Annotated in this window: 23 protein-coding genes and 1 pseudogene; 8 read left to right on the top strand and 16 right to left on the bottom strand. The window is 66.8% G+C overall.

Annotation, left to right across the window (positions count from 1 at the left end):
* Complete coding sequence (gene aat, locus HUW43_RS02545) at positions 1–774, top strand: leucyl/phenylalanyl-tRNA--protein transferase (protein ID WP_317450805.1); 774 nt, start codon at positions 1–3, stop codon at positions 772–774.
* 35 nt (positions 775–809) lie between these two features.
* On the opposite strand, the pseudogene HUW43_RS15905 reads toward aat, so the two are convergent.
* The 4 genes and pseudogenes from HUW43_RS15905 to HUW43_RS02565 form a co-directional block, all read right to left on the bottom strand.
* Positions 810–1,202: pseudogene (locus HUW43_RS15905) on the bottom strand (DUF2155 domain-containing protein); the annotation flags it as partial.
* Entirely contained in the window at positions 1,202–1,588 is a 387-nt protein-coding gene (locus HUW43_RS02555) for an NADH:ubiquinone oxidoreductase subunit NDUFA12 (RefSeq protein ID WP_188235945.1), read from the bottom strand. The pseudogene HUW43_RS15905 and the gene HUW43_RS02555, both read right to left, overlap by 1 nt.
* A 62-nt stretch (positions 1,589–1,650) precedes the next feature.
* A complete protein-coding gene (locus HUW43_RS02560; protein WP_188236006.1) occupies positions 1,651–2,109 on the bottom strand; it encodes a DUF192 domain-containing protein in 459 nt (152 codons plus the stop codon).
* Between the two features lie 64 nt (positions 2,110–2,173).
* Positions 2,174–2,746 carry a RecX family transcriptional regulator gene (locus tag HUW43_RS02565; RefSeq protein ID WP_188235946.1) on the bottom strand — a complete coding sequence of 191 codons (573 nt, stop codon included), beginning with the start codon at positions 2,744–2,746 and terminating at the stop codon, positions 2,174–2,176.
* Between the two features lie 179 nt (positions 2,747–2,925).
* Between HUW43_RS02565 and HUW43_RS02570 the strand changes: the two genes are divergently transcribed.
* From HUW43_RS02570 to HUW43_RS02580, 3 genes are all read left to right on the top strand, one after another.
* The gene (locus tag HUW43_RS02570; protein WP_188235947.1) at positions 2,926–4,677 is read left to right on the top strand and encodes a fatty acyl-AMP ligase; all 1,752 of its coding nucleotides are present in this window, start codon (positions 2,926–2,928) and stop codon (positions 4,675–4,677) included.
* A 260-nt stretch (positions 4,678–4,937) separates the two neighbouring features.
* Positions 4,938–7,292: a putative bifunctional diguanylate cyclase/phosphodiesterase gene (locus tag HUW43_RS02575; RefSeq protein ID WP_188235948.1), complete on the top strand. Its 2,355-nt coding sequence runs from the start codon at positions 4,938–4,940 to the stop codon at positions 7,290–7,292.
* Between the two features lie 340 nt (positions 7,293–7,632).
* On the top strand, positions 7,633–8,217 hold the full coding sequence (locus HUW43_RS02580; protein WP_188235949.1) for a CHAP domain-containing protein: 585 nt from the start codon (positions 7,633–7,635) through the stop codon (positions 8,215–8,217).
* A gap of 104 nt (positions 8,218–8,321) precedes the next feature.
* On the opposite strand, the gene HUW43_RS02585 is transcribed toward HUW43_RS02580, so the two are convergent.
* The 3 genes from HUW43_RS02585 to HUW43_RS15910 all read right to left on the bottom strand — a co-directional run bounded on the left by HUW43_RS02585 (position 8,322) and on the right by HUW43_RS15910 (position 10,152).
* The gene (locus HUW43_RS02585) at positions 8,322–8,624 is read right to left on the bottom strand and encodes a DUF3297 family protein (protein WP_188235950.1); all 303 of its coding nucleotides are present in this window, start codon (positions 8,622–8,624) and stop codon (positions 8,322–8,324) included.
* Between the two features lie 54 nt (positions 8,625–8,678).
* Positions 8,679–9,155, bottom strand: coding sequence for a hemerythrin domain-containing protein (locus HUW43_RS02590; RefSeq protein WP_188235951.1), 477 nt, complete (start codon positions 9,153–9,155; stop codon positions 8,679–8,681).
* Positions 9,156–9,291: 136 nt separating this feature from the next.
* The gene (locus tag HUW43_RS15910) at positions 9,292–10,152 is read right to left on the bottom strand and encodes a helix-turn-helix domain-containing protein (protein WP_188235952.1); all 861 of its coding nucleotides are present in this window, start codon (positions 10,150–10,152) and stop codon (positions 9,292–9,294) included.
* A gap of 154 nt (positions 10,153–10,306) precedes the next feature.
* On the opposite strand from HUW43_RS15910, the gene HUW43_RS02600 reads away from it, so the two are divergent.
* On the top strand, positions 10,307–11,080 hold the full coding sequence (locus tag HUW43_RS02600; RefSeq protein ID WP_188235953.1) for an SDR family oxidoreductase: 774 nt from the start codon (positions 10,307–10,309) through the stop codon (positions 11,078–11,080).
* A gap of 20 nt (positions 11,081–11,100) precedes the next feature.
* Here HUW43_RS02600 and HUW43_RS02605 read toward each other — a convergent pair whose 3' ends face one another.
* The 6 genes from HUW43_RS02605 to HUW43_RS02630 all read right to left on the bottom strand — a co-directional run bounded on the left by HUW43_RS02605 (position 11,101) and on the right by HUW43_RS02630 (position 16,891).
* Complete coding sequence (locus HUW43_RS02605; protein WP_188235954.1) at positions 11,101–11,655, bottom strand: pseudouridine synthase; 555 nt, start codon at positions 11,653–11,655, stop codon at positions 11,101–11,103.
* Between the two features lie 157 nt (positions 11,656–11,812).
* Positions 11,813–12,487 (bottom strand): hemerythrin domain-containing protein, encoded by a 675-nt coding sequence (locus HUW43_RS02610; protein ID WP_223181210.1) that lies wholly within the window; start codon positions 12,485–12,487, stop codon positions 11,813–11,815.
* Complete coding sequence (typA, locus tag HUW43_RS02615; RefSeq protein WP_188235956.1) at positions 12,438–14,270, bottom strand: translational GTPase TypA; 1,833 nt, start codon at positions 14,268–14,270, stop codon at positions 12,438–12,440. Before typA ends, HUW43_RS02610 begins: the two co-directional genes overlap by 50 nt.
* A 53-nt stretch (positions 14,271–14,323) precedes the next feature.
* A complete protein-coding gene (locus HUW43_RS02620; RefSeq protein WP_188235957.1) occupies positions 14,324–15,235 on the bottom strand; it encodes a hypothetical protein in 912 nt (303 codons plus the stop codon).
* A gap of 17 nt (positions 15,236–15,252) precedes the next feature.
* Positions 15,253–16,176, bottom strand: a complete 924-nt coding sequence (locus HUW43_RS02625) for a tetratricopeptide repeat protein (protein WP_188235958.1) — start codon at positions 16,174–16,176, stop codon at positions 15,253–15,255.
* 64 nt (positions 16,177–16,240) lie between these two features.
* A complete protein-coding gene (locus HUW43_RS02630; RefSeq protein WP_188235959.1) occupies positions 16,241–16,891 on the bottom strand; it encodes a 5'-methylthioadenosine/S-adenosylhomocysteine nucleosidase in 651 nt (216 codons plus the stop codon).
* Between the two features lie 140 nt (positions 16,892–17,031).
* Here HUW43_RS02630 and HUW43_RS02635 point away from each other — a divergent pair, with 140 nt between their 5' ends.
* From HUW43_RS02635 to HUW43_RS02645, 3 genes are all read left to right on the top strand, one after another.
* On the top strand, positions 17,032–17,991 hold the full coding sequence (locus HUW43_RS02635; RefSeq protein WP_188235960.1) for a bile acid:sodium symporter family protein: 960 nt from the start codon (positions 17,032–17,034) through the stop codon (positions 17,989–17,991).
* Between the two features lie 76 nt (positions 17,992–18,067).
* Positions 18,068–19,279, top strand: a complete 1,212-nt coding sequence (locus HUW43_RS02640) for a toxic anion resistance protein (protein ID WP_188235961.1) — start codon at positions 18,068–18,070, stop codon at positions 19,277–19,279.
* Positions 19,280–19,295: 16 nt separating this feature from the next.
* Positions 19,296–20,024: a hypothetical protein gene (locus HUW43_RS02645; RefSeq protein ID WP_223181211.1), complete on the top strand. Its 729-nt coding sequence runs from the start codon at positions 19,296–19,298 to the stop codon at positions 20,022–20,024.
* On the opposite strand, the gene HUW43_RS02650 is transcribed toward HUW43_RS02645, so the two are convergent.
* The 3 genes from HUW43_RS02650 to HUW43_RS02660 are packed head-to-tail and all read right to left on the bottom strand — an operon-like array spanning position 20,015 to position 21,475.
* Positions 20,015–20,338, bottom strand: coding sequence for a hypothetical protein (locus HUW43_RS02650; RefSeq protein WP_188235963.1), 324 nt, complete (start codon positions 20,336–20,338; stop codon positions 20,015–20,017). The two genes, HUW43_RS02645 and HUW43_RS02650, sit on opposite strands and share 10 nt — an antisense overlap.
* Positions 20,335–20,883, bottom strand: a complete 549-nt coding sequence (locus tag HUW43_RS02655) for an RNA polymerase sigma factor (protein WP_188235964.1) — start codon at positions 20,881–20,883, stop codon at positions 20,335–20,337. The genes HUW43_RS02650 and HUW43_RS02655 overlap by 4 nt, the downstream gene beginning before the upstream one ends.
* Positions 20,870–21,475 (bottom strand): hypothetical protein, encoded by a 606-nt coding sequence (locus HUW43_RS02660; protein WP_188235965.1) that lies wholly within the window; start codon positions 21,473–21,475, stop codon positions 20,870–20,872. The genes HUW43_RS02655 and HUW43_RS02660 overlap by 14 nt, the downstream gene beginning before the upstream one ends.
* Between the last annotated feature and the right edge of the window lie 26 nt (positions 21,476–21,501).

Genomic DNA, 21,501 nt, shown 5'->3' on the forward strand with positions numbered 1-21,501 from the left:
ATCGAATCCATCGACCCTGCGCTGCTGCTGAGCGCCTATGCGCAGGGGATTTTCCCGATGGCCGACGGGGCGGACGACCCGTCGGTCCATTGGGTCGAACCACGACTGCGCGCGATCCTGCCGCTCGACGGCTTTCACCTGTCGCGCAGCCTCAGGAAAGTCATCGTCGCCGACCGCTTCCGCGTCACGACCGACACGGCATTTGCCGACATGGTCGCGCTCTGCGCCGAGCCCGCCGACGACCGGCCGACGACGTGGATCAACCCCGTCATCCGGGCGAGTTACGATCGGCTGTTCCGGCTCGGCCACGCGCACAGCGTCGAATGCTGGCGGGACGGCGCGCTGGTCGGCGGGCTTTACGGCGTGACGCTGGGCCGGGCCTTTTTCGGCGAATCGATGGTCAGCCGCGCGCGCGATGCGTCGAAGGTCGCGCTCGCCCACCTGGTCGCGCGGCTGATCGCGGGCGGTTGGAAACTGCTCGACTGCCAGTTCCTGACCCCGCATCTCGCCAGCCTCGGCGCGATCGAGATCCGCCAGGCCGACTATCTGGCCCGGCTCTATTCGGTGTTGGCGGGGGGCGACGGCTCGGCGGCAGTCGGCGCTGAAACAGGCGCCGGAACCGACGTCGCAGGGGTTTCAGTCCCCTCGCCGCCGTTCGTCGCGGGCGACTGGGGTGCGCTCGACGCCTTGGGCGCCGCCGCCGCGGGTGCGGAGCGCTGGACCGGCTCGCCGCCTGGATATGTCATCGCGCAGCTTTTGACGAAAACATCGTAAATCGGATGTTCGATCACGTTGCGGTCGGGTCGCTCGCGGAAAAGCCAGCCCGAAAAGACGCGGCGCCACTTGTCGTCGCGCTGGTCCTGCACGGAAAGCTGGACGAAGGCGCCGGTTTCGGGGGGGTCTTCCCATGGCGCCGTTTGTTCGCACGCGCGCAGCCGCACGATCGCGCGGCCGACGCGCAGCGATTCGCCGGGCTTCATCTCGAGTTCGCGCACCAGTCCGTTGCGCTTGTTGAGCAGGCCCAGCACCGCGATACGCTCGGCCATCGGGGTTGTCCCTTCGATGCCGTCGATTTCGGCCGGAGCGCGCTCTGACTTCAGCGCCGTTGGAACGGTCTTGCTGCCGTTCGAAGGGGACCGGTCACATCCGGCCAGCGCCAGCGCCGTCACGGCGGCAAGGACGATCCAGACGCAGCGCGCCATTAATCGGCGCCGGGCCGCCAGGCCTCGTAATCGCCTGTCGCAGCGGCGCGGCGGCCGCCGCGTTCGAGCGCACCCGCGGGGCGATAGGCGCCCGCGCTGCCGGTCAGATTGGGGGTCGGTTCGCGTTCCCACGCGCGCGGCGCGGGCAGCACGTCGGCGGGCAGTTCGTCGAAGGTGCCGTGCAGCCAGCCGTGCCATTCGGGCGGCACGCGGCTCGCGTCGTTCGATCCCTTATAGATCACCCAGCGACGCGGCCCCTTTTTGGCGCGATAATATACATTGCCCAGGCTGTCCTCGCCGACCCTTTCGCCGCGCGCCCAGCTGTTCAGCAATGTGCCGACGGTCGCGCCGTCCCACCAGGTGAAAATCTTGCCCAGAATGCTCATGGCTGCGGCGTTTACAGCCAAGGGTGCAGGCTTCGCAAGCGAATTGCTCGCCGATTTGCTGCCTATTCCGTCCACGTCACCTTTGCCGTCTCGTCGATCCCCAGCTTCGCCGCCGTGCCGCCCGCGAGTTCGAGCACCGCGCTCACTTCGCCGCCGCTCGCGACGGGTTCAAGCGATCCGGGGATGGTGTTTTCGGCGATGCGGTCGATACTGCCGTCGGCCCGGATGAAGATCATGTCGAGCGGGATCAGCGTGTCCTGCATCCAGAAACTTGCGATCCGCGGTTTCTCGAACGGAAAGAGCATCCCGCCGTTCGCGGGCAGGCTGGTGCGGAACTTGAGGCCGCGCTTCTGCTCCGCATCGGTGCGCGCGACCTCGACGTCGAAGCGGTGCGCCGTGCCCGCCATGCGGATCGTCACCGCCGCCGTCGCCGCACGTTCCGCCTCGCCCGCATCGCGGCTGCACCCCGCCATCGGCAGGGCCAGGGACAAGGCAAGCGCCGCCAGAAAGATACGCGTCATGTTCGACCCCGCATTCTCCATCCCGGCGAAGGCCGGGATGACGTTCAATGGGAAGGATTCCCGGCTAATCAAGCGCCACCTCCGCGTCCAGCGCCGCCAGCGCGTCCAAGTCGCCCGGCGCCACGCCAAGGATGCGGCGCGCCAGCGCCGGGCTATGCCCCGCGCGCGCAAAGGCGGCGACTTGTCGCTCGCGCAGCCGGGGATCGTCATCGGCGCGCAAGGCAAAGGGCCCCAGACGACGCCGCCGCGCAAAGCCGACCGCCGCCGCGACCGCCTCGCGCTCCGCCGCGGCGATCGCTTCGCGGCTGTCCGCCGCGGCGATTCCATCGACGTAAAGCTGCGCCTTCACCCGCCGCGCTCCCAACCCGCGCCGCGTCATCGCCTGACCACGCATCGCCGCATATTGGCGGTCGTCGAGATAGCGCAAACGCGCCATCCGGTCAGCGATGGCCTCGCACGCCGCCATGGCGTCACATTCGTCCAACCATTCGGATTCGCGAACTTTTCGGGCAAGATAACGCAACAGCTTGGCGCGGCTCGTCGCGAATCGCGCGACATAGGCAAGCGCCAGTTCGTCGAGCTTCGCTGCGTCGAGCGGCTTTCTGGAACGGTCGAACGGAGCACAAGGCTTGGGCATGTGCCATGTTTGTGCCACAGTCAGGCCCGATTGAGAACGATCAACACCGCCATATCGGGCGCAAAGGCCCGGAACTGGGCGATATGTTCAAACAACGCAGGGTTCGCACACGCTTCATGGCACAGAAAGATGACATGCTTGTTGCTGCGCGCCGCGAATCGAGGGACGTCGCACCCCTTATGACCGAAAATCATGCCGCGTCGGCCGACACGCTCGTGCCGACCCCTACCCGGTGCGCGCAACCGCGCCGCTTTTCGGATTTCGCCACCGTGGGCGAAGCGCTCGACTATGCCGCCGCGGGCACCCGCGGGCTCAATTTCCACGATCCGCGTGGGCGTCTGGTGCGCCCCTATCCCTACAGCGAGCTTCGCGCCGACGCGCTCGCGGCCGCCTATCGCCTGATCGCCGCCGGGGTGAAACCCCAGGATCGCATCGCGCTGATCGCCGAAACCGGCCCCGAATTCGCCGCGCTCTTTTTCGGGACCATCTATGCCGGCGCATGGCCGGTGCCGCTGCCGCTGCCGACGAGCTTTGGCGGGCGCGACTCCTATGTCGGCCAGCTCGTCGTCCAGCTGACGAGCTGCGATCCCAAAATGCTGTTCTTCCCGCCTGAAATCGCCGCGATGGCGGCCGAAGCGGCCGAGCAACGCGGGGTCGAACCGATTGACTGGACCAGCTTTGCCGAGCGCGCGGCCCCCGTCGCCGAACTGCCCAGGCAGAAAAGCGACGAAACCTGCTATCTTCAGTACAGCAGCGGATCGACGCGCTTTCCGCACGGCGTCGCGGTGACGCATGGCGCGCTGCTCAACAATCTGTCGGCACATTCGCACGGCATGAAGCTGCAGGACAGCGACCGTTGCGTGTCGTGGCTGCCCTGGTATCACGACATGGGCCTCGTCGGCTGCCTGCTCTCGCCCGTCGCGAACCAGGTTTCGGTCGATTATCTGAAGACCGAGGATTTCGCGCGCCGCCCGCTCGCCTGGCTCGACCTCATCAGCCGCAACGAAGGAACGACGCTCAGCTATTCGCCAACCTTCGGCTATGACATTTGCGCGCGCCGCATCTCCAGCCAGAGCCATGTCGCCGACCGTTTCGACCTGTCGCGCTGGCGCGTCGCGGGCAATGGCGCCGACATGATCCGTCCCGACGTGATGCAGGCCTTCGTCGATGCCTTTGCCGACGCGGGATTCAAGGCGAGCGCCTTTCTGCCGAGCTACGGCCTCGCCGAAGCGACGCTGGCGGTCAGCATCATGCCGCCGGGCGAAGGCATCGTCGTCGAACTGGTCGAGGAAACCGAGCTGTCGGGCGCCGCGAACGATTCGGGCCGCCCGACGCGCTATCGCGCGATCGTCAACTGCGGCAAGGCGGTCAAGGACATGACCATCGAAGTCCGCGACGAGGCGGGCAATCCCCTCCCCGACCAGACGGTCGGCAAGGTGTGGTGCAGCGGCCCGTCGCTGATGACCGGATATTACCGCGATCCCGAAGCGACCGCGGCCTGCATGAAGGACGGCTGGCTCGACACCGGCGATATGGGTTATATGTCAAACGGTTACATCTATATCGTCGGCCGTGCCAAGGACATGATCATCATCAACGGCAAGAATCACTGGCCGCAGGACATCGAATGGGCGGTCGAGCAATTGCCCGGTTTCAAGTCGGGCGACATCGCCGCCTTTGCGATCACCACGCCGGGCGGCGAAGAGACCCCCGCGGTGCTTGTCCAGTGCCGCACCAGCGACGATGCCGAACGCGCCGCGCTGCGCGAGACGATCCGCGAGCGCGTCCGCGCGATCACCGGCATGAACTGCCTCGTCGAGCTGATCCCGCCGCGCTCGCTGCCGCGCACCAGTTCGGGCAAACTCAGCCGGTCGAAGGCGCGCGCGCAATATCTGGCGGGGGAAATCCAGCCCTTTGCGATTGCGGCGTAAGGGCGGGAACGTCCGGTAGCGGCCGCAAGCAGTCATCCGAATATCATCGTCATCCCGGACGTGATCCGCGGTCCATGGCTTCAGCGCCGCGGCGGATCCCGGATCAAGTCCGGGATGACCGATAAGCGGACGACAGCGGCCCACCCCAAAAACCGTCATTCCCACCCAATCCTCCATCCTGTCCCCGCGCGGAACAAAAATTCGCCATGCCGCAGCGCGATGGTTACCTTCGGGTAACCCGCACCCGTTAAACCGGCCGGGTGAAAAGCCTGCCTACCGACCCGACTGCCACCGACGTCATTCCCGCACGCACCCTGCTGGGGCTGGGGCCGCGGGGCCAGGACCTCGGCAACCTCCGCCAGATCCAGCTCGCGCCGCTTCGCGGCCGCGGCGCGCTGCGGCTCTGCATGGGGCTCGGCATGGCGCTCGTCGCCTTTGTGACCATGCTTCACCATGTCGCGCTGCCGGTCGCCGGCGGCTGGCTCGGTGCGTCGCTTCTCTTCAGCTTCTGGTCGTGGCGCCGGTTCCACAGCCTGCCGCTCGGTGATCCCAAGCTGCCGGGGAGCGCCGAATACCGGCTGTGCCATCGCCACGCGCTTTATTCGGCGCTGCTCTGGGGGGCACCCTTCTGGCTTCAGGGGCTCGCGCCCGGCATCGACCATATCCTGTCGATGTGGACGATCGCGGTGCTGATGATGCTCACGCTGGCGATCGTCGCGCACAGCGTTCCGCTCGCCTGCACCCTGTTCATCATGCCCGTTTCGCTGTCCGCGGCGGCGGCGCTTGGATTGGCCGGGGTGCCGGAAATCGCCGCGGTCACGCTTGTCGCAGGCATTCTGCTTTCGGCCTTCTGCGTCCGTTTTGCGCAAATCCACATCCGTTCGCGCCGCGCCGAAGAGACGCTGCACGAAAAAAGCGAAACGGTCAGCCTGCTGCTGCGCGAGTTCGAGGAAACCTCGGCCGACTGGCTGTGGCAGACCGACAGCAACCGCCGCCTCGTTCATGTTTCGCCGCGCCTCGCCTATGCGCTCGGCAGCAGCGCCGACCAGCTCGAAGGCGTGCCGCTGCTCCAGGCGCTGTCGGGCGATGCGTGGGACACCGGACTGTTCCCCAAGAGCCTGCACGACATGGCCGAACGGATGAAGCGGCGTGAAAGCTTCTCGAACCTGATCGTGCCGGTGTCGATCGGTGGCCGCCCGCGCTGGTGGGAATTGTCGGCGTCGCCGCGCCTCGACGAATCGGGCAAGTTCCTGGGCTTTCGCGGGGTCGGGTCCGATGTTACCGAACAGCGCGCAACCGCCGAACAGATTGCAAGAATGGCGCGTTTCGACAATCTCACCGGCCTGCCCAACCGGCTCAGCCTCAACGAGGATCTGGCCCGCGCGCTCACCCGCGCCGTCGAGACCAAATCGCGCTGCGCCCTGCTGATGATCGACCTCGATCGCTTCAAGGCGGTCAACGATACGCTGGGCCACCCCGTCGGCGACAAATTGCTGGCACAGGTCGCGGCGCGGCTGAAGGCGTTGATGGAGCGCGGCATGACCTGCGGCCGCCTTGGCGGCGACGAATTCGCCGTTGTGCTCCACAATGTCGCATCGGGCGCGGTCGCCGAAGAACTGGCACAGCGGATCATCGCGACGATCAGCCGACCCTATGTCGTCGACAATCACCAGTTGTTCGTCGGCGCCAGCGTCGGTTACGCGATCGGGCCGACCGACGGCGCGACGGTCGAAACGCTGACGCGCAACGCCGACCTTGCACTGTATAAATCAAAGGATCGCGGCGGGAATGTCGTCGCCGCCTATGTCGCCTCGCTTCACGCCCAGGCCGAGGAACGGCGCGTCATGGAACAGGAATTGCGCGGCGCGCTGGAACGCGGCGAGTTCGAGCTTTATTACCAGCCGGTCGTCACCGCCGCCGACGGTACGCTGAATGGATTCGAAGCGCTGCTCCGGTGGACCAACCAGAAGCTGGGCAATGTTTCGCCGGGCCGGTTCATCCCGCTTGCCGAGGATGCGCGCCTCATCTCGCCGATCGGTGAATGGGTGCTGCGCACCGCATGCCGCGAGGCGATGAAATGGCCGTCCAACCTGAAGGTTGCGATCAACGTGTCGGCCGACCAGCTCACCGACCCCAGCTTCGCCTCGGTCGTCGTCTCGGCGCTCGCGCAGAGCGGCCTTCCGCCGCAAAGGCTGGAGATCGAGGTTACCGAAAGCGTCTTCCTGCGCGACGGCGGGGGCGCCGCGCAACTGCTCGACCAGCTCATCGCGCTCGGCATCCGCCTGTCGCTCGACGATTTCGGCACCGGCTATTCGTCACTCGGCTATTTGCGCAAGACGCAATTTTCGACGATCAAGGTCGACCGCAGCTTCGTCGTCGGTGCCGCCAAGGGCAGTATCGAATCGATCGCGATCATCCGCGCCGTCGTCGCGCTCGCCGACAGCCTTGGCATGTCGACCACCGCCGAAGGCGCCGAAACCGAGCTGGAAGTCGAAACGCTGCGCAGCTTCGGCTGCTCGAACATCCAGGGCTATTATTACGGACGCCCGATGCCCGCGGACGACGTGCTGGCGTTGTTCCGCCGTCCCGACGACGTGGCGATCGCCGCCGCCTGACCCGGCTCTCCCTCCCCCTGATGGGGAAGGATAGAAAGGCTTATCGCGAAACGTTCAGGCGACGTTGGATAGGGGTGAGGGTGCGTCCTTGCATCGCCGTCTCAGGCCGGGAGCGCCCCCACCGCTGCGACTGGCCAGCAAGTTGGCTGGTTTCGCTGCCTCCCTGTCAAGCGGGAAGCGCCGACGGATCGAGGCCTTTGCGCGCCGAATCGAACGCCCTGTCAAAAGGTTCCCCCATCCACCGCATCCGTGGCGCGGCTCATCGCTGGACGGGTGGTGGATGCCGTCCGGCGTGGCAAAGACGCTCCCACGCTTGAAAACAAGCCGGGGGTCGCATTCCATGTTCCAACGCCGCTTTCTGACTGCCGCGCTTGCGTCGGCGCTGACGCTTGCAGGACTGTTCGCCAGCGCCCCCGCCGCGGCCAGATCCTATTTGCAATGCGTCCCCTTCGCCCGCGCCGAATCGGGCGTCGATATTCGCGGCAATGCCAAGACCTGGTGGGCGCAGGCGGCGGGCAGCTATGCGCGCGGCAGTGAACCGCGGCCGGGCGCCGTCATGGCCTTTGCGGGCACGCGCGGGATGCCGATGGGCCATGTCGCGGTGGTCAAAAAAATCGTCAGCGATCGCGAAATCCTGATCGACCATGCGAACTGGTCGCCGATAGGCGGCCGCCGTGGCCAGATCGAGCGCGGGGTTCGCGTCGTCGATGTCAGCGACGCCGGCGACTGGAGCCTGGTGCGCGTGTGGTACGCGCCGATCGGCGACCTCGGCCTGCGCGCCAATCCGGTGCAGGGTTTCATCTACGCCGACCGCGAACCGGGCGGCGCAAATCCGGCGCCGAGTTTCGAGGCGCCGGTCTGGGCGCAGCAGGACTGGAAACCCGGCAACGGCCTTGACGTCGTTGCCGCTTCGCTCGGCAACTGAGCCTCCCCCCCCACCTCCAAGGGCTCGACGAGCGACGAAACCATCCGGGGCGGCTCGCCGCTCCGGGTGGTTTTTTCTTTTGAGGCTGAAAGGATTGGCGTCGGTCAGTCGGCGACGGCGTCGCCTTCACCGTTGCTGTTGGCGTCGCCCTTGCCGGCACCCTTACCCGCCACATCCTCGAACCACGCCTCGACCTCGCCCGACAGCTTGATCGTCATCGGCTGGCCAAAGCGATCCTTCGATTTTCCCGCGGCAACGCGGATCCAGCCTTCGGATATGCAATATTCCTCGACGTCGGTGCGTTCCTTGCCCTTGAAGCGGATACCGATGCCACGTTGCAGCACTTCCAGATCGAAATGGGGCGAGCGCGGATTGGTCGACATGCGGTCGGGCGGCGTATCGGTCATGGACAATTTTCCCGTAAAATGATGCGCGGCCCTAGCGGGGTCGAACCGCCACCGTCAATCGCCAAGACGCGCCGCGCCACGGTTCCGCGCCGCAGCCGATGTCGGCGGCAACGCCGACGGCGCTGCCGAATAAAGTTTGTCGGCGAGCGGATAAAGCTCGCGCTCCTCGCGCTCGACGCGGCGCCCCAGCAGGTCAAAGATGATCCGCGTCTCGCGGCAAAAGCCCGCCCAGTCGGCCGCAACGCGCGTAGCGGTCCATTTTTCGTCATAAGCGGTGAAATTGTCGGCGAGATCGCCCATTTCGAGTTCGAATGCACGGGTAAGGCGAACAAGTTCGGGCTCGCCGCTCGCACGCAGGCGCGGATACAGCGCCCAATCCTCGCACTTCAGATGGCGGACCAGTGTGGCGCGCAGCGCCGAGCGGGCCGATGCCAGATCGGCGGGACGCAGCGGCGCGGGATCGTCGATCATCGCCCGGATGACGCGCGCCAGCGCCATCAGCGCCGCATGTTCAGCGCGCAGTCGATCCATTTCCCGGCTCGTGGCCATAATGGTTCCCGCGGCGCGAGCGGTCCCTCGTGTGCGAGCATAGATGGGGAGCGTGAACGGACCGTAAACTCTCTGCCCGCCCGGCGGCGACCGGAACGCCGCCCGCGCGGACGTCCGGTCAGGTCGCACGCCGCCAGCTCGACGGGGGTGCGCCGAAGCGGCGGGCGAAGGCGGTCGCGAAATGGCTGGGCGTCGCAAAGCCCGTGGCGAGCGCGATTTCGGTCACCGGATCGTCGCCCGCGCGCAGCATCCGCGCCGCCGCGTCGAGCCGCGCGCGCAGCACATATTGCCAGGGCGTGACGCCGAACGCCTCGCGGAACGCGCCGGTGAAGCGCCGCACGTCCATGCCGACGAGCGCCGCGAGCGTATCGAGGCTGTGCCGCGCGTCGGGCGCGTCGCGGATCGCCGCGACCAGCTGCACCCGCTGCGATGCCGACAGCGTGCGCCGCGCCCCATGCCGGAAGCGCGATCCATAACGCGCGCGCAGGTGCAGTTGCAACGTATCGCCGATCGCGTGCGCCGCCATGTCGGCCAGGTCGCCGCCCGGCCCGCGCACCAATTCGGCCAGCCGCGCCGCCGATCCGAAGAGAAAATCGTCGCGGTGCCGCACCCGCGCCGCAAGCGGAACGTCGCCGACGAGCGCGGTGGGCACGCGCAGCTCGACAAACTCGGCCCGTCCGCCCTCGGCGAGCGCGGCATAGCGGCACGCCGCGGGGATGATCCATATATCACCGCGCGCCGGCGGTAACGGCCCAGACGGCCCGACCGCAAACTCGCACACGAGCCGGTCGATCCGCCCGCCCAGATGCACGACGATGGTGTGATGCGCCTCCTCGAACGTCCAGTCGGTCGGGCGGTCGAGCCGTTCGGTCGCGGCGACGACGCCGATCGGGCCGATCGCCGTTTCGCGGCGCGCGAGGAGCGTCCGCGGTCGCAGCGGCCGGATGCCGTCCCACACGCCCCACGCCTGCTCGTTCACTCGTCCTCCTCTTCGGCCACTCGACTCATGCGCCGGAGGGAGAAAGCTGCGCCGGAATTGAAAAGCGGGCAAGCCGGAACACGCCTATCATCGGCACGACAGCGCCGCGGCGACCGTCCCGGCGTGCCTCACAGCGTTGCCAAGGAGACCAGCAATGACAGACCACAGCATCAAGGGCAAAGTTGCGCTTATCGCGGGCGGCGGCAAGAATCTGGGCGGCCTCGTCGCCCGTGACCTTGCCGCGCATGGCGCCAAAGCAGTCGCGGTGCATTACAACAGTCCCGCCTCCGCCGCCGAGACCGACGAAACGCTCGCCGCCATCCGCGCTGCGGGCGCCGAGGCCGTCGCCTTCCAGGCCGACCTCACGTCGGCGTCGGCGATGGAAAAGCTGTTCGCAGACACCATCGCGGCGGTCGGACACCCAGACATCGCGATCAACACGGTGGGCAAGGTGCTCAAAAAGCCCTTCACCGAAGTCAGCGAGGCGGAATATGACGAGATGACCGCGGTGAACAGCAAGAGCGCCTTTTTCTTCCTGAAAGAGGCGGGCAGGCACCTCAATGACAATGGCAAGATCTGCACCATCGTCACTTCCCTGCTGGGCGCCTACACGCCCTTCTACGCCGCCTATGCGGGAACCAAGGCGCCGGTCGAACATTTCACCCGCGCCGCGTCGAAGGAGTTCGGCCAGCGCGGCATTTCGGTGACCGCGATCGGGCCGGGCCCGATGGACACCCCCTTCTTTTACCCTGCCGAGGGCGAGGATGCGGTCGCCTATCACAAGACCGCCGCCGCGCTGTCGCCCTTCACCCCCACCGGCCTGACCCATATCGAGGATATCGTCCCGTGGATCCGCATGCTGGTGTCGGAAGGCTGGTGGATGACCGGCCAGACGATTCTGGTCAACGGCGGCTACACGACCAAGTGAGCGCGGCTGGCGGGCGGCCGTCAGGTCGTCCGCCACGCCCCCGGCGCCAGATCGCCAATCTCCCACCCGCCGATCCGCCACCGCACCAGCCGCAGCGTCGGATGGCCGACCGCTGCGGTCATGCGGCGGACCTGGCGGTTGCGGCCTTCGGTGATGGTGAGTTCGATCCATGCGTCGGGCACGCTCTTGCGGAATCGCACCGGCGGGTCGCGGTCCCACAGCTTGGGCGTCCCGATGCGGCGGACGGTTGCGGGGCGGGTCGGACCGTCGTTCAGCGCGACACCGCGGCGGAGCGCGTCGAGCGCGGCGTCGTCGGGTTCGCCCTCGACCTGCACGAGATAGGTTTTGGGCATCTTGTGCTTCGGCGATGAAATCCGCGCCTGCAACGCGCCGTCGTCGGTCAGGACCAGCAGGCCTTCGCTGTCCCTGTCCAGCCGCCCGGCGGGATAGACGCCCGGCACGTCGATATAGTCGGACAGCGTCGCGCGCGGGCCGCCGGTCCCTTCCCCGCTGCCGCGATCGGTGAATTGCGACAGGACGCCGTACGGCTTGTTGAACAGGATCAACCGTCCCAACGCCTGGACTCCCACAGAATGGAAATGCGTCAGCTGATGCGGAGGACTGACGCGCATCGGACCGGAGCGGCGGACGACTCCTCGCTGCTGGCGCTCCGCCCTCATGCGCTTCGCCGGGCTTCAATTCAAGCCATCGTTGGCCGTCCGCCGACGGAGGTCAAAAGGTGGACGGTTGCGCCGTCGCGCCTGTATCGTGGCTGCTGCCGGAGCGCCCGCCTTGGGCATTGACCGCCTCAACGGTCAGCGCCAGCGGATACAGCCCCCCATCCTCGCGCTCGATGCGCGCGGCAAGCGCTTCCAGGATTTCCCTGGTCGCGGCGCAATAGCCCGCCCAATCGGCAGCGAGCGCCTCGGGCAGCCACTGGCGGCTATAATCGGTGAATGCCTCGGAAATATGCCCCATTTCGTCAATATAGTTCTGCGCGGTATTCGCCAGCTCGTGGTCGCCGCTGGCGAGAAGAGAGGGATATAGCACCCAGTCCTCGCGCTTCAGATGTGCGATCAGCTCTGTACGGAACCGCGTGCGCACCGCGTTGAAATCCGCCCACGCTTTTGCATCGCGCGGAGAAGCGCCCGCAATATAGCGCCCCAGATGATCGGCAAGCACGAGCAGCCGACGATGTTCGTTCCTGAGCCGTTCGATTTCCGCGCGCATCATCATCGCGATCTCTCCATGGGCAGGGAGACCGAAGCTATACGGTTCGCGTGAAGAAAGCATTGAACCGCCGGTAACGCCGCGTTCACAAAAAAATGCGGCGTGTCCGGGGCGGTCGCGGCGTGCGTTACGCCGCTTCCTTCTTCCGCGACGCCTTCTTGCGTTCGTGCGGATCAAGGATCGCCTTGCGGATGCGGATATTCTTGGGCGTCACTTCGACCATCTCGTCATCGTCGATATAGGCGATCGCCTGTTCCAGCGTCATGCGGCGCGGCGGGGTCAGGCGGATCGCGTCGTCCTTGCCCGTCGACCGGAAGTTGGTGAGCTGTTTCGACTTCATCGGGTTGACCTCAAGGTCTTCGGGCTTGGCATTTTCGCCGATGATCATCCCCTCGTACAGCGCCTCGCCGGGCGACACGAACAGGATGCCGCGCTCTTCCAGCGGGCCGAGCGCATAAGCGACGGCTTCGCCATTGCCGTTCGAGATCAGGACGCCATTCTTGCGCCCCTCGATCACGCCTTTGTACGGGCCATATTTCTCGAACAATCGGTTCATGATCCCGGTGCCGCGCGTGTCGGACAGAAACTCGCCATGATAGCCGATCAGGCCGCGCGACGGGCCGCTGAAGGTGATGCGCGTCTTGCCGCCGCCCGACGGGCGCATGTCGATGAGGTCGGCCTTGCGCATCTGCATCTTCTCGACGACCGTGCCGCTATGCTCGTCGTCGACGTCGATGACGACGGTTTCATAGGGTTCGGTGCGCTGGCCGTTTTCGTCGGTCTGATAGAGGACGCGCGGGCGGCTGATGCCGAGCTCGAAACCTTCGCGGCGCATCGTTTCGATGAGCACGCCAAGCTGAAGCTCGCCGCGGCCCGCGACATCGAAACTGTCCTTGTCGGCGCTTTCGGTGACGCGGATCGCGACATTGGTTTCGGCCTCGCGGAAAAGGCGGTCGCGGATCATGCGGCTCGTCACCTTGCTGCCCTCGCGCCCTGCCATCGGCGAATCGTTGACGGCAAAGCGCATCGACAGCGTCGGCGGGTCGATCGGCTGCGCGGCGATCGGTTCGCTGACGCTGGTATCGGCGATGGTGTTCGCGACGGTCGCGTTGGTGAGGCCCGCGATCGCGACGATGTCGCCCGCGCGCGCTTCGTCGACGGGAACACGGTCGAGCCCGCGGAAGGCCAGCAGCTTCGACGCGCGGCCGGTCTCGATCACCTTGCCGTCCATGTCGAGCGCATGGATCGGCTGGTTGACCCTGACCGTGCCCGACTGGACCCGACCGGTCAGGATGCGGCCGATGAAATTGTCGCGGTCGAGCAGCGTCGCGAGGAAGGTGAAGGGCGCATTCTCGTCGAGCCCCGGCGCGGGAACATGGCTGACGATCGTCTGGAACAGGGGTTCGAGCGTGCCTTCGCGCGCTTCGGGGTCGGGCGAGGCATAGCCGCCGCGGCCCGAGGCATAGAGGATCGGGAAATCAAGCTGTTCGTCATTGGCCTCGAGCGTCAGGAACAGCTCGAACACTTCGTCGAGCACTTCGGCCGCGCGGGCGTCGCTGCGGTCGATCTTGTTGACGACGACGATCGGTTTCAGGCCGAGCGCGAGCGCCTTGCCGGTGACGAACTTGGTCTGCGGCATCGGCCCTTCGGCCGCGTCGACAAGCAGGATGACGCCGTCGACCATGGACAGAATGCGCTCGACCTCGCCGCCGAAGTCGGCGTGGCCCGGCGTGTCGACGATGTTGATCCGCGTCGCCTTGTCGCCCTCCCCCCATTCGACGCTGGTGCATTTCGCCAGGATGGTGATCCCGCGTTCCTTCTCCAGGTCGTTGGAATCCATGGCCCTTTCCTCGACACGCTGGTTGTCGCGAAAGGTGCCCGACTGGCGGAAGAGCTGGTCGACCAGCGTGGTTTTGCCGTGATCGACGTGCGCGATAATGGCGATATTGCGAAGCGACATGGAAAAAGAGGCCTTTTGTGGAGATGAGCGGCAGCGCCGTGGCTGCCGCGCCCTTAGCGATTATCCTGCTGCGGCGCAACAAAAGCGAGGTTGGCCGGATTGTAGAGGGATCGCGCCTCGTGGCGGCGCAGCCGCTGTGCCAGGCCATTCTCGAACCCTGCCCGCCACGTCGAAAGCGCAGTCGTGAAACCGTCCCCATCGGCCGCTTTTCCGTCCAGATCCGCCAGCGCGCGCGAGGCCGCCAAAAGGTCGCGCCGCTCGGCGCCGAACGGCGGGGCCGGATAGCGTTCGGCGATCAGCCCAAGCTGATGGCGCGCCGCGGCCAACAGCGCGCGCGCCGCCGCGGCATCGCCGCGCCGCGCCATGCCGATCGCGCCGCGCAGCGCAGAAACGGTCAGCCGCAGCTGATCGTCGAGCGCGCGTCGAACGGGCGGGTCGCCATCGGGACAGGGGGCGATCGCGCGCACATAGGCGGCAATGGCGGCAAGCATCGCCGGTGTCGGTTCGCGGCCGGCAAACTCGTCAACAATCAGGGCGCGGACAAAGGATTCCAGCGCTCCGCCGGCCGAATCGCGCGACACCTTGCCCGGCCGCGCCAGGTCGGGGATGGCGACGGGGTCAAAGCGGCCATTGCCGCGCGCCGCGCCAAAGAAACTGTGCGTCACATCGGCCGTGCCAGCCCGATCCGAAACGGCTGCCATCAGGAAATGTGCATTGTCGCGCCCGTTGACGTGGCAACCGGCGCAGCTCAGCCCGGCTTTGGCGGCCTGGCCGCCCAGCAGTCGCGGGCTGTTGAACAGCGCCTCTCCCGCCTGTATTTCGACCGAAGCGGTGCCCAGGCATGCCGCGGGCTGGGTCGTAAGGGCGGCAAGCTCGGCTCCCGGCGCCGTCCAGCGCAACGTCTCGAACGGCGGCGGCGCGGCGGCAGGGACGGCGGGAACGGCCAGAGCCAGCGCGCCCGCCACGCCGCCGGTGCACCGGTTCAGCCTGCCGATGGCGCTTTCTCCTCGATCCAGCGTCGCAGTTCATCGGCTTCGTTGCAGCCGAATCCGCAGATCGCATCGAGTCGCGCCAGATGCGCCCTCGCCCCGGCAAGGTCGCCCCGTTCGAGCTTCAGTTCGCCATAATATTCGATCGCGCCGCGGTGCGTCGGCGCGATCGCAAGCGCGTCGCGATAATAGGCTTCGGCGGCGTCGTGACGCCCGAGCTTGCGGTTCGCGAAGCCAAGATAGGTCAGCACATCGGGGTGTGGCCCCGCCGCCCACAGCGCCGCATCGAGTTTTGCGATCGCCGCTTCGTAACGGCCTTCGTTGATGAGCGCGACGGCCGCGACATAGATCGGATCGAGCGCGGCAGCGGATGGCAGCCGCATATCGGGCGCGACCGCGGCCCGCGCCTGCGGTCCCGCAGCGATCGCGGCTTCCAGCCGGGCGATCGCATCGGCAAGCTTTGCCGCATCGGAGCAGCCGACCGCGCACTGTTCCTGCATCATCCTGAGCGCTTGCAGCTCCCTGTCGGCCTTGTCGGCCTTGCCGAGCCTTGCCTGCACGACGCCAAGATCGCGACGCGCCTCGATCATTTTTCCGTCATGGCGCACCGCTGTTTCGAGCGGTTTTACCGCGCGGGAATAATCGCCCTGCGCCAGATGGCTGGCGCCGAGCAGATAATTGGCCTGCGGGTTCCTGGGGACGGCCGCGACAACCCTTTTCAGCGCCTTCGCCGCCTCGGCATAGCGGCCAGCGGCAAAGGCTTCGGCACCCTTTTTATAGTCGATCGTCGGGTCATAGCTGCTCTGGCTCGGCGGCGCGCCGCCTCCCCCACCGCCGCCGCCCGCCGCAAGAGCGACAGGCGCCGCCAGCGCCGCGCAAGCCGCGAGCAGGGACAAGGATGACCGGTAGTACCGCATGGCGTGTCGCTCCTCTGTCCGGAGACGGATCAGTCTACCACAGAAGCGACCGGGGCGAAACGGATCAAAGCATCGCGACCAGTCGCTCAATCTCTTGCCCCGCGGCGCGCGCGGCGCGAGCAAGGTTCGCCTGGAAATCGCCGCCGCTGTCGCCATTCGCCTCGTCGGTCACCGCCTTGATCGCCGCCCATGGCTTGCCGAGCCGCATCGCCGCCTGCGCGGCCGCGCCAACCTCCATATCGACGAGCGTAGCGCCAAGCGATTTGAGGTCGGCGGCGACTTCGGGCGAGGCGATGAAGCTGTCGCCGCTGGCGATGCGGGCGTGAGGCAGGCCGAGGCCGGGGTCGGGCGCGGCGACGAAATGCGCTTCGCCCGGCTCGCCCATCGGCCAGTCGCCCGCACGATACCGCCGGAACGAGCCGGGATGCGCCGCGCCATAATCATGCTGCAACGCTTCGCTGATCCAGTAAACCCCCGGCGCCGCGCCAAGCGCGCCGCAGGTGCCGGTCATCAGAATGAGGTCGGCGTCGCCGCCGAGCACGCCGGCGGCGAGCGCGGCGTTGACCTTGCCCAGCCCGCAGGTGGCGATGGTGAGGCTGTGGTTCGCCGCGGTCAGGCGACGGACGGCGAAGGGGCCATCCACCCGGTCCCCGATGCCGGGGAACAAGGCGTCGCTCTCTTCGGCAAGTGCGGCAAGGATCAGAACAGCGTTCATCGGTTTCCTTTAGCGTCGGCGCGCGCGGATGGAAAATTATTGCGAATAGCCGGTCGAATGCGGTCAATAGCTGCCCTCGCACCAAGCGGCGCGATGGTCCGGCCCTTGCCAAGCGCCGCCCTCCTCGCCATCGCTCCTCCATGCTCGCGCGCCTCTTGCCCGACCGTTTCCTTCTCCTGCTGCTCGCGACGATTCTGTTCGCGAGCCTGCTGCCGGTGCGCGGGGCGGCGGTTCCGGTCGCAGAGGCGTTGTCGACGGCGGCGATCGTCCTGCTCTTTTTTCTGAACGGCGTCCGCCTTCCGCGCGACGAGGTGCTGCACGGCGTGCGCAACTGGAAACTTCAGGGCGCAGCGCTTCTTTTCTGCTTCGGCGTCATGACCTTGCTGGGCCTCGCCGCGCAGGCGGCTCTTGTCCCTCTGCTGCCAGCGACGCTCGCACTCGGTTTCCTGTTCCTCGGCATCCTGCCCTCGACCGTTCAGTCGGCGACCGCGGCCACGTCGATGGCAGGGGGCAATGTCGCCGCGAGCGTCGTCGCCGCGGCGCTGCTCAATCTGATCGGCGTCGTCCTGTCACCGCTACTCTTCGCGCTGCTCGCGGGCAGCGCGGGCGCGATTCAGGGCGCGGCGGTGCTGCGCATCGTGGCGGTCCTGCTCCTTCCCTTCCTGGTCGGGCAGCTTTTACAGCGCTGGCTTCGTCCCTGGGCGCTCGCGCACCGCGGACTTGCGACCGCCATGGATCGCACGGCGATCGCGATCGCCGTCTATGTCGCCTTTTCGGCCGCGGTTGTCGCGGGCATCCGGGACCAGCTCGACCAGCGTGAAATCGCCATCATTCTCGGCGTCACCGCGTTGATGCTGGCGCTGTCCTTCGGGGGGGCCTGGACGCTGGGCGGACTGCTGAGGCTTGCGCGACCCGACCGCATCACGCTGCTCTTTGCGGGCGCGCAGAAAAGCATCGCGGTCGGCGCGCCGCTGGCAGCGACGCTGTTCCCGCCCGCAATCGCCGGCATGGTGCTGGTGCCGATCCTCGTTTATCATATGGCGCAACTGATCGTGTCGGCATGGATTGCGCCGGGATTGAAAAGGACCGGGCAAGTGTAATGCTTGTATAATACAGTGCCGCATGCCATATAGGCGGGCGGCCCTGAAATCTCTCTTGGGGCTGGAAGGAAGACGAATGAGCGAAGTGACCGCAACGGCGACCGCGACCGACGAGCTGAAACTGACGCCGCCCGAACCCGTGCCCGCCGTAACGCCCGACAAGGCGGCGGGCCTCGTGCCGCTGTCGACCGAGCAGAAATCGAAGCTGGAGGAGCGTGTCGATGGCTTCATCGACGATCTGGTTGCGCAGGACGTCAATTCGCCCGCCTTCGGGCAAAAGGTCGACCAGATCACCAATATGGGCCGCAAGGAAATGCTGGAGGCGGCGAACCAGTCGAACCGTTTCCTCGACCGCCCGATCAAGGCGATGGACCGTGACACCGACATCGGCCAGAATCTGATCGAACTGCGCAACACGGTCGAGCGGCTCGACCCGTCGGCGAACGGCAAGCTGATTTCCAAGCGCGGCCTGCTCGACAAGATTTTCGGCAGCAGCGTCACCAATTATTTCGCCAAATATCGCAGCGCCCAGTCGCATATCTCGAGCGTGCTGACCGCGCTCGCGAACGGCAAGGACGAACTGTTGATGGACAATGCCGCCATCGACGTCGAGCGGCGGAAATTGTGGGAAGCGATGGGCAAGCTGGAACAGATGGTCCACATCGCCCAGACGCTCGACCGCAAGCTGGAGGAAAAGGCGGCCGAACTCGACGGCGTCGACCCCGCGAAGGCCAAGGTGCTGCGCGAAAATGCGCTCTTCTATGCGCGCCAGCGGACGCAGGATCTGCTGACGCAGATGGCGGTGACGGTGCAGGGCTATCTCGCGCTCGACCTGGTCAAAAAGAATAATATCGAGCTGGTGAAGGGCGTCGAGCGCGCCAGCACCACCACCGTCGGCGCGCTGAAAACCGCGATCACCGTCGCACAGGCGATGACCAACCAGAAGCTGGTGCTCGAACAGATCACCGCGCTCAACACCACCACCGCGAACATCATCGACGGCACGTCGAAGATGCTGAAGGACAATAGCGCGCGCATCCACGAGCAGGCGGCGTCGAGCACGATCCCGATGGAGACGCTGCAGCGCGCGTTCCAGAATATCTACGACACGATGGATGCGATCGACACATTCAAGCTGAAGGCGCTCGACAGCATGAAAACCACGGTCAACACGCTGGAAAGCGAAGTCGCCAAGTCGAAGGGCTATATCGCGCGCGCCGAGGGCGCCGCCCAGGCGCAGGCGAGCGTCGGCGGCGGCGACAGCCCGCTTGCGGCGATCGAAGGGTGACGGCCGACCGATGAGCATGAGCGAGGTCGACAAGATCCGCCTTTCGGCCGAAGCCGCGATCGAACGGTCGCGCGAGCGACAGCGACCGATCGGCACCAAAAGCGTCGCGCTGCGCCGCCAGCATCTTTACAAAAAGCTCGGCCGGATGCTGATCGCGGGGGGCGTGCTGCTGCTTGGCGCCGCACTGTTCGGCGCGCTGATCCAGCCGCTCGGCTTCACCGGACTGCTCGCGCTGTTCGTCCTGCTGATCGGCGTCGCGGTGCTTTTCGGCAAATGGCCGCCCTTCCCCGAACCGCGACAGGCGGACCTGCCGAAAACCGACCTGAAACAGCTCGCCGGGCGCACCGAAATCTGGCTGGAAGCGCAGCGCCCGGCGCTCCCCGCGCCCGCGCGCCAGCTGGTCGACGGCATCGGGGTGCAGCTCGACCTGCTTGCGCCGCAGCTCCAGACGCTCGATCCCGCGACGCCTGCCGCCGCGAACATCCGCAAGCTGGTGGGCGAAGACCTGCCCGAACTCGTCGCGGGTTATCAGCGCATCCCGGCCGGGCTGCGCAAGGAAGCGCATGCCGGACGCACCCCCGACGAAACGCTGCTTGGCGGCCTGAAAATGCTTGAAATCGAGATCGGCAATGCCGCGCGCAGCCTTGCCGCGGGCGAACTCGACAAGCTGGCGACGCGCGAACGCTATCTCCAGCTCAAATATCAGGGGATCGACGACGAACCGGCGCCGGGCGGTCAGGCCTGACGCCAGCGCTGCGTGCCGAGCCAGAGCAGCAGCACAAGCAGCAGCGGCGGCGCGAGCTTCCACTCGCCCGGACCGGCCAGCGGCGCGAGCAACGGTGCCGACGACAGGAGCCAGAGCGCGGCCAGCAGCGCACCCGCCGCGGCCACTTCAAACACAAAGCTGCGCCAGAAACGCCCGCGCGCCCGCTTGTACGCCGCCTGCGCGTCAATCGAACGGTCGATGCGCTGCACGAACCCCCGGTCGCCCGGCCGATCGGGCGGCGCCAGTATCGCCGCCAGAAGAGTGTCGGCGTCGGCTTCGCTTGGCTGTGTCATGGCGTCGATTCTCCGGCGATCATTTTCTGCGCCTTCGCGCGGCCGCGCAAGACAAGCGATTTGAGCGTGCCCAGCGGCACGCCCAGGATCGCCGCGGCCTCGCCATGCGACCAACCGTGGCCGAAACATAAGGTAAGCGCCGCGCGCTCCTGCGGCGACAGCGCCGCCAGCAGGCGGTCGGCGTCGACGGCCGCGTCGCTGGCCGACCGCGGGTCGGTCGACGTCGCGCGCGCTTCGTCATCGCGTGCAATGGCGGCGCGCCGCCGTGCGGTGCGCCGCTGGTCGAGGAACAGGCGCCAGCCGATTCCCATGACCCAGGCCGCATAACGTCCCTGCCCCCGATACTCGCCCGCCCGCTGCCACGCGCGAACGAACGCCTCCTGCGCCAGATCGTCGGCGTCGCATCCCGCGGCCCGCGCCAGGAACGCCCGCACCCGCCCCTCGTGCCGCAGCACGAGGAGCTGGAATGCGGCGCGATCGCCCATCGCGACACGCTGGCTGAGCGCCCAATCTTCATCGGCCTCTCCCCCGTCACGCAGCGGCACGCTCCTCGGCAGCGGCGCTGCGCGCCAGACGGCGACGGATCAGCAGCGCCGCTCCGACAAAGGCAGGGAAAAGCGCGGCGCCCGCCGAAATGCGGATCAGTTGCTCGTGCCCCTGGATCAATCCGAAACCCGCCATCGCGAGACCGATCGCGATCAGGACCAGCGCGTTTCGGTCGTCGCCGGGCGCATCGGTGCGCTGGCCGCCCAGATGCTCATATGGCTTGTTGAGCTTGTCGATCAGCGGGTTCACGGCCTCCGATTTGGCATCGAGCGCCCGGTGGATCGAGCGATGGAGCATCCACGCATGAATCAGCCGCGCCAGCAGGAAAAATCCGACGATGAAAAGCGCAACGAACGTCGCATTCTCGACGGTGTTGAAAAAACTGTCGCTGATCGCCACCAATTCGGTGGTCGGCGGCGGCGGCGGCAGAAAGGCGGCTATATCCCGCGGGTCGATATAGGCCGCGACATCGGCCGGGCTGATTGACTGTGCGCCGGCGACAGGCACGGCAACGGCTGGGGCGGGCGGCGCGGCGGCCGACATGGCGGGGGCGCTCGACGCCGTGGCCGCGGTGGTGATCAACTGGTCCATCAACGCATATTCTCCTTAACACCGGA

The organism is Sphingopyxis sp. LK2115, assembly GCF_014595975.1.
GTDB lineage: Bacteria > Pseudomonadota > Alphaproteobacteria > Sphingomonadales > Sphingomonadaceae > Sphingopyxis.

What these genes read in the sequence shown, in the direction of transcription:
- HUW43_RS02555 (WP_188235945.1), bottom strand. Translation starts at nt 1,588, where the DNA reads ATGAGCATTCTGGGCAAGATTTTCACCTGGTGGGACGGCGCGACCGTC.
- HUW43_RS02560 (WP_188236006.1), bottom strand. Translation starts at nt 2,109, where the DNA reads ATGACGCGTATCTTTCTGGCGGCGCTTGCCTTGTCCCTGGCCCTGCCG.
- HUW43_RS02565 (WP_188235946.1), bottom strand. Translation starts at nt 2,746, where the DNA reads ATGCCCAAGCCTTGTGCTCCGTTCGACCGTTCCAGAAAGCCGCTCGAC.
- HUW43_RS02570 (WP_188235947.1), top strand. Translation starts at nt 2,926, where the DNA reads ATGACCGAAAATCATGCCGCGTCGGCCGACACGCTCGTGCCGACCCCT.
- HUW43_RS02580 (WP_188235949.1), top strand. Translation starts at nt 7,633, where the DNA reads ATGTTCCAACGCCGCTTTCTGACTGCCGCGCTTGCGTCGGCGCTGACG.
- HUW43_RS02585 (WP_188235950.1), bottom strand. Translation starts at nt 8,624, where the DNA reads ATGACCGATACGCCGCCCGACCGCATGTCGACCAATCCGCGCTCGCCC.
- HUW43_RS02590 (WP_188235951.1), bottom strand. Translation starts at nt 9,155, where the DNA reads ATGGATCGACTGCGCGCTGAACATGCGGCGCTGATGGCGCTGGCGCGC.
- HUW43_RS02600 (WP_188235953.1), top strand. Translation starts at nt 10,307, where the DNA reads ATGACAGACCACAGCATCAAGGGCAAAGTTGCGCTTATCGCGGGCGGC.
- typA (WP_188235956.1), bottom strand. Translation starts at nt 14,270, where the DNA reads ATGTCGCTTCGCAATATCGCCATTATCGCGCACGTCGATCACGGCAAA.
- HUW43_RS02625 (WP_188235958.1), bottom strand. Translation starts at nt 16,176, where the DNA reads ATGCGGTACTACCGGTCATCCTTGTCCCTGCTCGCGGCTTGCGCGGCG.
- HUW43_RS02630 (WP_188235959.1), bottom strand. Translation starts at nt 16,891, where the DNA reads ATGAACGCTGTTCTGATCCTTGCCGCACTTGCCGAAGAGAGCGACGCC.
- HUW43_RS02635 (WP_188235960.1), top strand. Translation starts at nt 17,032, where the DNA reads ATGCTCGCGCGCCTCTTGCCCGACCGTTTCCTTCTCCTGCTGCTCGCG.
- HUW43_RS02640 (WP_188235961.1), top strand. Translation starts at nt 18,068, where the DNA reads ATGAGCGAAGTGACCGCAACGGCGACCGCGACCGACGAGCTGAAACTG.
- HUW43_RS02645 (WP_223181211.1), top strand. Translation starts at nt 19,296, where the DNA reads ATGAGCGAGGTCGACAAGATCCGCCTTTCGGCCGAAGCCGCGATCGAA.
- HUW43_RS02650 (WP_188235963.1), bottom strand. Translation starts at nt 20,338, where the DNA reads ATGACACAGCCAAGCGAAGCCGACGCCGACACTCTTCTGGCGGCGATA.
- HUW43_RS02660 (WP_188235965.1), bottom strand. Translation starts at nt 21,475, where the DNA reads ATGGACCAGTTGATCACCACCGCGGCCACGGCGTCGAGCGCCCCCGCC.